We start from the raw sequence: 13,363 nt of genomic DNA, 5'->3' as shown, positions 1-13,363 counted from the left end.
TTTTTCACCTCATTAATGTTTAAAATGTCTCATATATGTAAATACCATAGAAATTCCAAGTTTTTCTGCTACCTTTATTGAATCTTCATCTCTTATTGATCCTCCTGGTTGAATTATAGCTTTTATTTTATATTCTCCAGCTTTTTTTACAACATCATCAAATGGAAAAAAAGCATCTGAAGCTAATACTATTCCATCTTTAGCTCTATCCAAAGCATCAATTGCAGCCCATATCCTATTTGGTTGTCCCGAACCTATCCCTTTTGCCATTTTATTTTTTGAAACAACTATAGCATTTGATTTTGCATATTTTACTATTTTGAATGCAAAAATTAATTCTTCCATTAATTCCTTTTCAATTTTATTATTTGTTACAATTTCAAATTTTTCAAATAATTTTACATCTCTTTCTTGAACCAATATACCTCCATCTATTGATGAATATTCAAGTTTTTCAATAGGTGGAATGTTAGCTTTTATTATCCTTAAATTTTTTTTCTTTTTTAAAATTTCAAGTGCTTTATTATCAAAATCAGGTGCTATAATAACCTCTAAAAATATTTTTTTTATTTCTTTTGCTGTATCCTCTGTAACTTTATTATTAAATGCAACAATACCTCCAAATATTGAAATGGGGTCACATTCATATGCTTTTTTATATGCTTCATAATTTGTTTTTCCAACAGCAACACCACATGGAGTTTGATGTTTTACAGCACAACAAACCTTTTCATCAAATTCATTAACAATTTTCCATGCAATATCTATATCTTTAAAATTATTATAAGATAATTCTTTTCCATTTAATTGTTCAAAATTTTTGAAAAAACCGTTTTCTATAACATTTTCATAAAACATAGCCTTTTGATGAGAATTTTCTCCATATCTCAATTCACTTTTCTTTTTTAATGGCAATGTCATATATTCAGGGAAATCTATATTTAGTATTTTATTGAAATAAGAAGATATAATAGAGTCATAATAAGCAGTTAAATTAAATGCTTTTGATGCAAGGTATAACCTTGTTTTATAATCGGGATTTTTAATACTTTTTATTATTAGATCTATATCGTCTGGATCAACTAAAATTATTGTGTTTTCAAAGTTTTTGGCAGCTGCACGAATTAATGTTGGACCGCCTATATCTATATATTCTATTAATTGTGCTGTGTTTAAATTTTCTTCCATTTTTTCTTTAAAAGGATAAAGGTTTACATAAACAAAATCTATCTTTTTTATATTTAAATTTTCAAGGGTCTTTTTGTCTTCTTTTGTATTTCTGGCTAATATTCCTCCATGAATTTTAGGATGCAAAGTTTTCACTCTGCCATTTAATATTTCTGGAAAATCTGTTATATCTTCAACGCGAATAACTTTAAATCCGTGATTTTCTAAATATTTTGCAGTATTTCCAGTTGAAATTATTTCATATTCATTTTCAATTAAAACTTCAGCTAATTTTTCTATATTTTCTTTATAATAAACAGAAATAAGTGCTCTTTTCATTTTCTCCTCCTATATTTTTCTTAGAATTTTATCTATTACCTTAGGATATAATCTATGTTCTATTTTATGAATTTTTTCTTCAAGACTTTCTAAGGAATCGTTGTATTCCACTTTTACCACTTCCTGAGCTATAATCTTACCTCCATCTAACTCATTATTTACATAATGCACGGTAATTCCAGTATATTTAACACCATAATCTAAAGCTTTTTTTATTGCATTCAACCCTTTAAATGCAGGAAGTAAAGAAGGGTGTATATTTATTATTTTATTGTTAAAATATTCTACTATATATTCAGGTAATATTTTCATAAATCCAGCTAATACTATTAAATCTGGATGTTCTTTTTTCAAATATTCAAATAATTTTCTTTCAAAATCTTCTCTTTTTTTAAAATCTTTAAAATTTACTATTTCATAATCTATATATAAATTTATGGCTCTTTGTAAAACAAAAGCTTTTTTATTGTCACTTATTAATTTTATTTCATATCTATTCCTTAATTTTTTTACTATTGCTTCAAAATTCGAACCATTACCAGATGCAAGAACAACTATTTTTTTCTTCATATTATCGCCTTCCTAAAATATTAATTCTACCTTTCTTTTTCCTTTTGTTATTTTACCAAGTTCTATAATTTCTTCTTTATATTCAGAAAGTTTATTTTTAACCATATTTAATTTATCTGGACTTACAACATAAATCATTCCTATTCCCATATTAAATACTTTAAATGCCTCTTTTATAGAAACTCCTGCATTCAATATATCAAAAAAAACTTTATCTAAAGTCCAGTTAACATACACTTTGGCACTTAATTCTTCTGGAATTACTCGAGATAAATTTTCTTCTATACCTCCACCTGTTATATGTGCTGCAGCATTTATAAATTCCTTTATTGATAAGGTTTGATTAACCATTAACTTCGTTGGAGTGATTAATCTTTCTGAAAATTCTAAAACTCCGTCATTTAATAATTTTCTGATTAATGAAAAACCATTTGAGTGTATACCACTAGATTTTATTCCTATTAATATGTCACCTTCTTTTACATTTTTTTTTCCTAAAATTTCATTTTTATCAACTATACCAACTCCAAAACCTGCAACATCTACTCTATTGTTTATCAATAATCCAGGTAATTCAGCCGTTTCGCCACCAATTAGTCTGCAGTTAACGCTTTCTAATACATCAATTAATGAATTCAAAAATTCCGAACCATCAATATTGTTTAGCTTTCCTGTTGCATAATAATCAAGGAAAAATAAAGGTTTCGCTCCAACACAAACAAGATCATTTAATACCATCGCTACGAGATCTTTAGCTATAATATCCCATTTTTTTCTTTCTTCAAGCAAAATCATTTTTGTTCCTACTCCATCTGTACTTGCGACTAATATGGGATTATCATAATTCTTTAAAATATACTTAATTGGAAAAAGACCAGCATACATTTCAGCATTCTCTTTTAATTTATCTTTTATATTATTGATCATTTTATTTGCTTCATCTATATTTACGCCACTATTTTTATAATTCATCATGCACCTCCATAAAACAATGAAAACAATAATTGTTATAGTCTTCTTTTAAAATCTTTCTTATTCCTTCAAGGGAAGTGTATCCTAAAGTATTCGCACCTATTTCCTCTTTTATTTCTTTCACTTTTTTACCAAATGCTATTAATTCTTTTTTTTCTGGTATATCCACACCCCAATGACAGGTATTAACAACTTTTGGACTTGCGATTCTTACATAAATTTCTTTTGCGCCCGCATCTTTTAACATAGTTATAATTTTTTTCATTGTGGTTCCTCTTACAATTGAATCATCAACTAAAATTACTCTTTTCCCTTTTATAACAGGAGAAATTGGAGGCAGCTTTCTTCTAACACCAATTTCTCTATCTTTTTGATTTGGATTTATAAATGTTCTGCCAACATATCTATTTCTCATTAATCCCATTTCTATAGGTATTTTGCTTTCTTTTGAATATCCTATAGCTGCAGAAAAACCACTATCAAGCACAGGAACAACAATATCTGCATCAATTGGATTTTCCATGGCACATAATTTCCCTAATTCTTCTCTCATTAAATGTACATTTCTCCCAAAAATATTAGAGTCTGGCCTTGCAAAGTATATATGTTCAAAGAAACAAAATCTTTTTTTATTACTCTCAATTTTGTATTTTTTTATCCCGTAAGCGGAAAATTCTATTGCTTCTCCGGGTAATATTTCTTTTATGTTTTTATAATCTGGATTCAAAAAATTAAATCCACTATCTTCCGATGAAATAAAATATCCATTTTCTGATTCGTAATAATATAATGGTCTATATCCATATTTATCACGTATCGCTATAATTCTATCTTTAAATAATAATAACAAGGAATATGAAGGAGATACATATTTAAATATTGTTCTGGCTATATCTTTTAAAGTCCATTCTAAAATATTTTTACTTAGATTTTTTATTAATATATGTAATATTAATTCAGTATCGCTTTCAGTTAAGAATATCGTACCCTTTTCTTCTAATTCATTTCTTAATTTTTCCGAATTTTCTATCTGCCCATTATGCGCAATTGCAAAATGTTCGTTTCTAAACCTAACATGAAATGGCTGAGAATTTTGAATTTCTGATTTCCCTCTGGTAGAATATCTAACATGACCAATTGCTATATGACTATTTATTTTTTTTACTATCCCATTACTAAAAATATCCGCAACCATTCCCATCTTTTTATAGACTTTAATCTCATTATTCTTTTCATAAGCTATGCCTGCAGATTCTTGACCTCTATGCTGAAGAGATATTAATCCTTCAACTATATATGGAATCGTATTACTTTTATTTTCCAAAAAAACACCAAAAATACCACATTCTTCCATTAGCATAATCATTCCTCCATATATGATTCAATAGATTTAAAATATGTATTGTATAATTCCTTAAAACTAAATTTTTCAAAACCTAAATTAATTCCATAATCAGCCGGCATAACTTCTCCAATTTTTTTATAATCAATATTGTAATCTTTCAAATATTTTTCAAAGATTTTTTCTTTTTCAGGAGATATTGAAACAATAAATCTTGATTGGTTTTCTCCAAATAATTCCTCAATACTGTTACCTATATAACCATTAAATCCTTTTCCACCATTTAAAGCTGATTCCAATATAGCAATTGCTATACCGCCTTTTGATACATCATGAACAGATTTAACAATTTTATTCTTTATTAACTCTAATATTGTTTCATATAAATTTAATTCTAATCTTTCATCTATAATGTCTATCTCTCCACCAACAAAATTTTTTAAAATTTTCTGATATAAACTACCGCCTAACTTTCTTTTATCCAGTTCAACTTTTCCTATTAAATAAACTTTATCAAGATTGTCTTTAAACGTCATGTCAATAATATTATCCACATTCACTTCTCCAACCATACCAATTACAGGTGTTGGCAATATTGATTTATTTTCTGATTCATTATAAAAACTAACATTACCACCAGTTACAGGAATATCGAGAACTTTACATGCATGTGATATCCCATCTATACTTTTTTCAAATTGCCACATAACTATATCATCTTCAGGATTACCAAAATTCATATTATCAGTAATTCCTAACGGTTTTGATCCAATAGAGACGAGATTCCTTGCCGCTTCAAAAACGATATTTTTACTTCCTTCAAATGGATTAATATATGTATATAAACCATTTCCATCGATTGTAACTGCTATTCCTTTTTTTGTATTTTTTATCCATATTACAGAAGCATCTGCTTTCCCTGGAATAATTAAAGTATTTGTTCCTACTTTATAATCATATTGTTCGAATATCCAGGATTTATTCGCTATATTCAGATTACCTAACATCTTAAATAAAGCTTCTTTTAAATCAATATCTATTTTTACACTTTTATTTTTTATTTTTGATATATACTCGGGTTCTTTTGTTTTTCTATACATTGATGGTGCATCAACAAGGGCAGAAATAGGCATTTCTGATAATAAATTTCCATTTTTTAAAATTCTTATATTCTTTCCTTCTATAGTTTTGCCTATTACTGAATAATCCAAAAAGTATTTTTTTGCAATTTTTTCTATTTCTTTTTCTTCCCCGGGTTCAACTAAAAATAGCATTCTTTCCTGAGATTCTGATAACAATATTTCCCATGGTTTCATGTTCTTTTCTCTCAAAGGAACCTTTTCCATATATAATTCACAACCAAGATTTCCTTTAAAAGACATTTCTGATGAAGAACTCAAAATACCAGCAGCTCCCATATCCTGACATGCCAAGACCCCTCTTAAACTTAATATTTCAAGAGTTGCCTCGATTAAATTTTTTTCAGAGAATGGATCTCCTACCTGAACAGAAGGTCTTTCGTCTTTTCCTGAAAGTTCTTTAGATGCAAATGACGCTCCGTGAATACCATCTCTTCCTGTTTTTGAACCAACATAAACATATAATTTTTCTGATGAATTAGCTTTTGATGATGCTAATTTGTCTTTTTTCACCAAACCCACACACATAACATTTACAAGTGGATTTGAATCATAACTCTCATCAAAAAATGTTTCACCTGCGATTGTAGGAACACCTATTGAATTGCCATATCCACTTATTCCAGAAATAACACCCTCAAAAATATTTTTTGATTTTACACTAGTTCCAAACCTTAATGAATCAAGTAAGGCTACAGGTCTTGCGCCCATTGCCAAGACATCTCTAACTATTCCACCAATACCTGTCGCAGCTCCTTGATAAGGTTCTACAGCACTGGGATGATTATGGCTTTCCACTTTAAAAACAACCGCATAATCGTCTATTAAAACATATCCTGCATTTTCATTTTCAATGTTCTTGGGTAATTTTTTTAATAATTCTTTTGAATGCTTATAACCACAATGCTCAGACCATTGAGCAGAAAACATGTATATTTCCAGTTCATTAGGTTCTTTGTTTAAAGTCCTTTTTATTTTTTCATATTCAAATTCCTTTAAACCAACTTCAACATAAAAATTATTCATTTTCTAAAGACCTCCTGATTGAAAGTAAAATTTCTAATCCATCACCATTCCCTAAGATTTTTAATGAATTTCTTTCAGGATGTGGCATCATTCCAAGTACATTAAAAGTTTCATTATATATTCCTGCTATATTTCCAATGGAGCCATTTGGATTTTTAATATACTCAAAAGCTATTAAGTTTTTATTTTTTAGTTCTTCGTAATTTTCTATATAATAGTTTCCTTCTGAGTGAGCTATAGGAATGGTTAGACTATCTTTTGTTATATATCTTGAAAATGCCGTTTCTCTATTAATTGGTTTAATATCAACATCTTTGCATATAAATTTTAATGAATTATTTTTTGTTAAAGCACCTGATAATATTTCAGCTTCTGTTAATATTTGAAAACCATTACAAACTCCAAGAACAAAACCATTTTCGTTTAAGATATATTTTTCTATTTGTTTCATAACTGGAGAAAATTTAGCCAATGCTCCAGCTCTCAAGTAATCTCCATATGAAAAACCGCCAGGGATAAATATCAGATTATAATCTTTTATATTTTCATAATCATGCCATATATATTCTGTTTTGAATCCAGCCATGTTAAGGGCAAATTCTGCATCTCTATCACAATTACTACCAGGAAAGACTATAATTCCAGCTTTTATCATATTTCTATCTCCTTTAACAATTTTAATTCAAAATTTTCTAAAACAGGGTTTATTAAAGAATTATAAGTTATTTCTTTTGCAATTTTCTCTGCATTATCCTTGTCTTTTGCTGTTATTTCAAATGTAATTAATTTTCCAAATCTAATATTATCAATAGGATATTCCAATCTTTTCAATACTTTTTGTGTCGCACTACCCTGAGGATCCAGAATTCCATCTTTTAATATAATCAATACTTCAAAGAAAAACTTTTTCATAAATCTATCCTCCTTAAAAATTCGGAATATTTATCAATAATATCTCCTTTTTCTTCTCTATAAACATCTTTATCAAGTGACTCTAAAGTTTCTTTATCCCAGAATCTACACGTATCTGGAGAAATTTCATCTCCCAGATATATCTTTCCATTATTAATTCCGAATTCAAGTTTATAATCAACAAGAATAATATTTTTTGAAATCAAAAAATCTGATAATATTGTATTTATTTTTAAAGAATAATATTCTAATTTATTTAAAATATACTCCTCAACCAATTTTAAAGATAATATAACATTTCTACAAATCATCGGATCTCCTAAATCATCATTTTTTAGTGAAAATTCAACAATTGGTTTTTCTAATTTTATACCTTTTTTAATTCCATATCTTTTGCAAAAACTTCCTGCAGTATAGTTTCTTATAATAATTTCAAGGGGAATAATATTCAGTTTTCTTGCAATAAATGCATTTTCATTTAAATCTGAAATATATTGTGTGGGAAGACCTTTTTCTTCAAGCATCTTAAAGAAATATGTTGATATTTTTTTATTTATTTTACCTTTTCCAAGAATAGAATCTTTTTTCTCTCCATTAAATGCTGTGACATCATCTTTAAAATAAATAATAACTTCATTTTCACCATTTTCATATACTTTCTTTGCCTTTCCTTCGTATAATAAATTTAAATTTTGTATATTCATTATTTACCCTCCAATTCCAAAATTCTTTTTGCAAAATAAGCTGCATTTTTCATTCCATGATTACCAATACCCATTGTTCCAACAGGAATACCTTTTGGCATTTGAACAATTGAAAGAAGAGCATCAACACCATTTAATGGACCAACATCGCGAGGAACCCCAATTACAGGAAGAGAGGTTAAAGAAGAGACAACACCAGGAAGAGCAGCTGAAAGGCCTGCAACAGCAATAATTACTTTAAAGTCTGGAGATAAATTTTTCATATAATTTGTTAATTCAATGAGATTTCTATGAGCACTATAAACTTTAAATTCATATTCTACATTCCATTCCTCAAAAAGTTCTAACGCCTGTTTTACAAAATTTTCATCTGATTTACTACCAGCAATTACCAATACCTTTGGCATAATATTCCTCCTTTGGTAAAAATGAATTTTTTTTTAAAAAACAAAAACGCCTCTCAGGAAGAGAGGCGTGATTAATATAAAACCCACACCCCTCTTCCTGTAGTCAAGCAGTTTACGGCTGCCTGGTAGAGACTCCTGAGCCATATTCTCAGGATTATACAGGAAGAGGATGTACAATATTCAATTTTTATTTCCTTACAACGCGATTCTATCAAAAAAAATATTAAAATGAAATATATTTAAGATTAAAATAAAATGAATTCATTAAATTTTATACTCCATTTAGAATTTACATAAATTCAATAATTATTTCCTTGACATTTAAACTTTTTTCTGGTATTATATATTTCGGTTGTGAAAGAAGCTGTAATTGAATTGCCCCCATCGTCTAGCGGCCTAGGACATTGGCCTTTCACGCCAAAGGCACGGGTTCAAATCCCGTTGGGGGCGCCAGAGAAAAACGAGTGGGTGCTTAGCTCAGCTGGGAGAGCGTCTGCCTTACAAGCAGAAGGTCGTAGGTTCGATCCCTGCAGCACCCACCATTTTATTAGCGGCCAGGTAGCTCAGTTGGTAGAGCACTGGACTGAAAATCCAGGTGTCGACAGTTCGATTCTGTCCCTGGCCACCAAAAAATCTCCGATTTTTCGGGGATTTTTTATTTTACCATTTACATTTATTTATTCCGATTACTCGCTATAAGCGAGCAATAACTCAAAAATTTTTTATAAAATCAAAATTATTTTAACCAATACCCGCGATAGCGTGTAAGGACAATCTTCGAGTTTTTGCTTACTTAACTTTTTGGATATACTATTCAATAATATTATCTAAAATAAAAAAAAGCAGCTAACAGCTGCTTTTTTGAATATAAATAAATTAAAAATTTTATATACCGTAGTAGTATTTTTCTTATTTTCTAAAAAAATCTCAGTTTTAATAACTCAATTTTAAACTTCTATTTTTAATTTCTTCTTTTACTGTTTTAATAAATTCTTCAAGTTCTATATCTTCTGCTGTATTACCCTCTCTTGTCCTAATATTATATTTTTTGGTTTCTATTTCTTTTTCACCAATAACTATCATATATGGTATTTTCAACATTTGAGCATTTCTTATCTTATAACCAACTGTAGCATTTGAATCATCTAATTTAATTCTCAAACCCTCTGAATCCAATCTTTCATATAATTCTTTTGCAGCATCAATATATTTATCGGAAACAGGAATAATAGCAATTTGTTCAGGAGATAACCATGTTGGAAATGCTCCAGCAAAATTTTCAATCAATATACCAAAAAATCTTTCAATCGATCCATATATTGCTCTATGTATCATAACCGGTCTTTGCAATTCATTATTATTATCTACATAATGTATATCAAATCTTTCAGGCATCTGGAAGTCCAACTGAATTGTTGCACATTGCCATTTTCTTCCAAGAGAGTCTTTTATATGAAAATCTATTTTCGGGCCATAAAAAGCTCCATCTCCTTCATTTATTTTATAATTAATATTTGATTTTTCCAGAGCCTTTCTCAATGATTCTGTAGCAATTTCCCATGTTTTTTCATCACCCATGTGATCTTCCGGCATTGTGCTCAAATCAGCTTCGTATTCAAATCCAAATGCACTATATAATTCATGAGTAAATTCAATTACCTTAATAATCTCATCTTCAATTTGTTCTTTTGTACAGTATATATGAGCATCATCTTGAGTAAATGATCTAACTCTGAATAGCCCATGTACCACACCACTTCTTTCATATCTATGAACTTTACCAAATTCCGACATTCTTATTGGTAAATCTCTATAACTATATACTTTTGATTTATATATTAATATATGTCCAGGACAATTCATTGGTTTTACTGCATATTGAACATCATCTTTTTCTGTAAAATACATATTTTCTTTATAATGATCCCAATGACCAGATTGATGCCATAATTTTATATTCATAATTAGCGGAGTAATAACTTCATCGTAACCATATTTTTTATGCAATTCTCTTGAAAATTCCAATAATTCATTTATTACTTTTGCACCTCTTGGCAAAAAGAAAGGCATGGCAGGCGCTAATTCGTTTTCAAACATAAACAAATCCAGTTTAGGACCTATTTTTCTATGATCTCTTTTTTTGGCTTCTTCCAACATCTTTAAATATTCATCTAATTGAGCCTTTTTAGCAAAAGCTGTTGCATAAATTCTTTGAAGCATCTTGTTTTTTTCATTTCCTCTCCAATACGCTCCTGAAACGGATAATAATTTAAAATGTTTAATTTTTCCTGTTGAAGGTAAATGAGGACCTCTACACAAATCAATAAATTCTCCCTGCTTATAATAACTCACTATATCATCTTCAATATCTTCTAAAAGTTCTAATTTATACGGTTGATCTTTAAATAGTTCTTTAGCTTCTTCTTTGGTAATATCAAATCTTTCTATAGGCAAATCCTCTTTTATTATCTTCTTCATCTCAGCTTCAATTTTCGGCAAATCATCCTCGGAAATTTTTTCTTCTAAATCAAAATCATAGTAAAATCCATTTTCAATCACAGGCCCAATAGCCAGTTTTACATCATTTCCATATAATCTCATTACAGCTTGAGCCATAATATGAGCTAAAGTATGTCTAAATATAACAGGAGCTTCTGAGTCTTTATCTGTGATAATTTTTACTGTAGAATCCTTTTCAATTGGTCTTTTTAAATCGTATAATTCACCATTAACAAGTGCCCCTAAAGATTTTCTATACAACCCTTCCGATATATCTCTGGCAATATCTGCAGCAGAAACTCCTTTTTTATATTCTTTTTCTGAACCATCAGGTAAAATAATCTTAATCATATCCATTTATATCACCCCTTTAAAATTATTTTTTTGCAATGCAGGAAATCTCAATGTCAACATTTTTAGGAAGTTTTGAAACCTCTACAACAAATCTTGCTGGATATGGTTTTTTAAAATACGTTTCATAAACAATATTAAATTCTTTGAATTTAGAAATATCTGTTACAAAAACGCTAACCTGAACAACATCCTTAAATGTAAACCCAGCTGTATTTAAAATCTTTTTAAGATTTTCCATTACAAGTTTGACCTGCTCAACAAAAGATTCTGGTATTTCGTTTGTTTCATAATTAACAGGTATTTGTCCTGAAATATACAATTCATTATCTTTTAATAGCCCTGGAGAATATGGTCCAACAGGCGAAACTGTATCAGGTGTAATACCTTTTTTATTATTAAATAATTTTATATGAAGTTGAGTATCAAATAAATCAAAGTAATTTAAATTTAAAAATTTTATGAGTTTTAATAAATTATCTTTATCTTCAAAATATTTGAAATAATTATTTAAAATAAAAGATAACATCAAATTATAAGAGATATAATATATTATAAATGAAAATACATTAGACTTCATCAAAGATACAGAAATTAAAAAAGCGGTTGCAACTATAACAATGCTAAAATAGTGTGTGAAAATTTTTAACCCATCTTTTTCTTTTGAAAATAAATATGTCCCAAGCAATTGAGTCAATGTAGTAATTGTAAAAAAGAAAAGAAAAAATCCATTTACTTTTGAATTGGTGATTACAGAAGAAAAACCTGTTATAACTGTTAGAATCCATGATAGTTTATAAAAAATATCAAGATATAATTTCATAAATTCCCCCCTTTATATTTCAAGATTTCCTAATTTTTCACTTAAATCCCATTCCATTAATTTATCTATTATTTCATCAAGATCTCCTTCCAATACGTAATTTAACCTGTAAGTAGTAAATCCAATTCTGTGATCAGTTATTCTATTTTGAGGAAAATTATATGTTCTTATTTTTTCGCTTCTTTCTCCGGTTCCTATTTGTGCTCTTCTTTGTGAAACCAATTGTTCTTGCTGTTTTCTAAGCGCCTCTTCATATAATTTAGCTCTTAAAATGGACATCGCAGCTTCTTTATTCTGATGTTGCGATCTTTCATTCTGACAGGTAACAACAATGCCTGTTGGAATATGAACTATTCTAACAGCAGATTCTGTTTTATTCACGTGTTGCCCACCTGCTCCACCTGCTCTATAAGTGTCTATTCTTAAATCCTTATCATCAATTTTCACATCAACATCTGTAGCCTCCGGTAAAACTGCAACAGTCGCCGTTGAAGTATGTATTCTTCCTCCAGATTCTGTTACAGGAACTCTTTGAACCCGATGGACACCACTTTCATATTTTAATCTACCAAAAACCCCTTTTCCTTTAATCTTTATAACAGCATTTTTAGTTCCTCCGATTCCTGTATCGCTTAATTCCATAATTTCATGTTTCCAACCTTTATTTTCTGCATATCTTAAATACATTCTCATTAGATCTGATGCAAATAGTGCTGCTTCTTCGCCACCTGTTCCTGCACGTATTTCCATAATAATATTTCTTTCATTGATTTCATTTCCTGGTATTAATAAACTCAATATTTCTAAATTATACGTTTTAATATTTTTTTCAGCTTCTTCCAGCATAGAAATATATTCTTCATCTTCTATTTCACCATCATGTTTTAATATTTCCAACGTCTCTTTATCTTCAATAGCTTCTTCTAATTTTCCAAATAACTCTTTTAAAGTCGATAATCTATTATGTTCTTTTCCTAAATGCTGTAATTGCTCTAAATTAGAAGTTATATTTGTATCAGCTAATTTTTTTTCAACATCATTTAATTTTTCAAGAACCTTTTTTTTAAATGATAGTATATCCATATAAACACTCCCTATTCTTTTTTTGCTAT

General features: G+C 28.7%; 12 protein-coding genes, 3 tRNA genes and 1 riboswitch. Of the genes, 3 read left to right on the top strand and 12 right to left on the bottom strand.

Annotation, left to right across the window (positions count from 1 at the left end):
• Nucleotides 1-12 precede the first annotated feature (12 nt).
• Genes purH through X274_RS00220 form a run of 9 tightly spaced genes read right to left on the bottom strand, consistent with a single transcriptional unit; the run spans nucleotide 13 to nucleotide 8,578 of the window.
• A complete protein-coding gene (gene purH, locus X274_RS00260) occupies nucleotides 13-1,506 on the bottom strand; it encodes a bifunctional phosphoribosylaminoimidazolecarboxamide formyltransferase/IMP cyclohydrolase (protein ID WP_047264784.1) in 1,494 nt (497 codons plus the stop codon).
• Nucleotides 1,507-1,515: 9 nt separating this feature from the next.
• Nucleotides 1,516-2,076, bottom strand: coding sequence for a phosphoribosylglycinamide formyltransferase (gene purN / locus X274_RS00255; RefSeq protein WP_047264783.1), 561 nt, complete (start codon nucleotides 2,074-2,076; stop codon nucleotides 1,516-1,518).
• Nucleotides 2,077-2,088: 12 nt separating this feature from the next.
• Nucleotides 2,089-3,048, bottom strand: a complete 960-nt coding sequence (gene purM / locus X274_RS00250) for a phosphoribosylformylglycinamidine cyclo-ligase (protein WP_047264782.1) — start codon at nucleotides 3,046-3,048, stop codon at nucleotides 2,089-2,091.
• A complete protein-coding gene (purF, locus tag X274_RS00245; protein ID WP_052913091.1) occupies nucleotides 3,038-4,408 on the bottom strand; it encodes an amidophosphoribosyltransferase in 1,371 nt (456 codons plus the stop codon). Before purF ends, purM begins: the two co-directional genes overlap by 11 nt.
• A 2-nt stretch (nucleotides 4,409-4,410) precedes the next feature.
• Nucleotides 4,411-6,555, bottom strand: coding sequence for a phosphoribosylformylglycinamidine synthase subunit PurL (purL, locus tag X274_RS00240; RefSeq protein ID WP_047264780.1), 2,145 nt, complete (start codon nucleotides 6,553-6,555; stop codon nucleotides 4,411-4,413).
• Complete coding sequence (purQ, locus tag X274_RS00235; protein ID WP_047264965.1) at nucleotides 6,548-7,207, bottom strand: phosphoribosylformylglycinamidine synthase subunit PurQ; 660 nt, start codon at nucleotides 7,205-7,207, stop codon at nucleotides 6,548-6,550. Before purQ ends, purL begins: the two co-directional genes overlap by 8 nt.
• The gene (gene purS, locus X274_RS00230) at nucleotides 7,207-7,467 is read right to left on the bottom strand and encodes a phosphoribosylformylglycinamidine synthase subunit PurS (RefSeq protein ID WP_047264779.1); all 261 of its coding nucleotides are present in this window, start codon (nucleotides 7,465-7,467) and stop codon (nucleotides 7,207-7,209) included. Before purS ends, purQ begins: the two co-directional genes overlap by 1 nt.
• Nucleotides 7,464-8,165 carry a phosphoribosylaminoimidazolesuccinocarboxamide synthase gene (gene purC, locus X274_RS00225; protein ID WP_047264964.1) on the bottom strand — a complete coding sequence of 234 codons (702 nt, stop codon included), beginning with the start codon at nucleotides 8,163-8,165 and terminating at the stop codon, nucleotides 7,464-7,466. Before purC ends, purS begins: the two co-directional genes overlap by 4 nt.
• A 5-nt stretch (nucleotides 8,166-8,170) precedes the next feature.
• Nucleotides 8,171-8,578 (bottom strand): 5-(carboxyamino)imidazole ribonucleotide mutase, encoded by a 408-nt coding sequence (locus X274_RS00220; RefSeq protein ID WP_047264778.1) that lies wholly within the window; start codon nucleotides 8,576-8,578, stop codon nucleotides 8,171-8,173.
• Between the two features lie 80 nt (nucleotides 8,579-8,658).
• Nucleotides 8,659-8,760: riboswitch (purine riboswitch) on the bottom strand.
• Between the two features lie 195 nt (nucleotides 8,761-8,955).
• Between X274_RS00220 and X274_RS00215 the strand changes: the two genes are divergently transcribed.
• The 3 genes from X274_RS00215 to X274_RS00205 all read left to right on the top strand — a co-directional run bounded on the left by X274_RS00215 (nucleotide 8,956) and on the right by X274_RS00205 (nucleotide 9,206).
• Nucleotides 8,956-9,031 (top strand) — tRNA-Glu (locus X274_RS00215).
• A gap of 13 nt (nucleotides 9,032-9,044) precedes the next feature.
• A tRNA-Val gene (locus X274_RS00210) sits at nucleotides 9,045-9,120 on the top strand.
• A 10-nt stretch (nucleotides 9,121-9,130) separates the two neighbouring features.
• Nucleotides 9,131-9,206 (top strand) — tRNA-Phe (locus X274_RS00205).
• Nucleotides 9,207-9,511: 305 nt separating this feature from the next.
• Here the strand turns inward: X274_RS00205 and thrS are convergent.
• Genes thrS through prfA form a run of 3 tightly spaced genes read right to left on the bottom strand, consistent with a single transcriptional unit; the run spans nucleotide 9,512 to nucleotide 13,334 of the window.
• Entirely contained in the window at nucleotides 9,512-11,428 is a 1,917-nt protein-coding gene (gene thrS / locus X274_RS00200; RefSeq protein ID WP_047264963.1) for a threonine--tRNA ligase, read from the bottom strand.
• Between the two features lie 25 nt (nucleotides 11,429-11,453).
• Nucleotides 11,454-12,251, bottom strand: coding sequence for a RidA family protein (locus X274_RS12115; RefSeq protein WP_197073295.1), 798 nt, complete (start codon nucleotides 12,249-12,251; stop codon nucleotides 11,454-11,456).
• Between the two features lie 12 nt (nucleotides 12,252-12,263).
• Entirely contained in the window at nucleotides 12,264-13,334 is a 1,071-nt protein-coding gene (prfA, locus tag X274_RS00190) for a peptide chain release factor 1 (protein WP_047264777.1), read from the bottom strand.
• Nucleotides 13,335-13,363: the final 29 nt, after the last annotated feature.

It is taken from the genome of Marinitoga sp. 1155 (assembly GCF_001021175.1).
Lineage (GTDB): Bacteria > Thermotogota > Thermotogae > Petrotogales > Petrotogaceae > Marinitoga.
The sequence above is the reverse complement of the archived record's forward strand: the minus strand, read 5'-3'. Positions and strand labels throughout refer to the sequence as shown.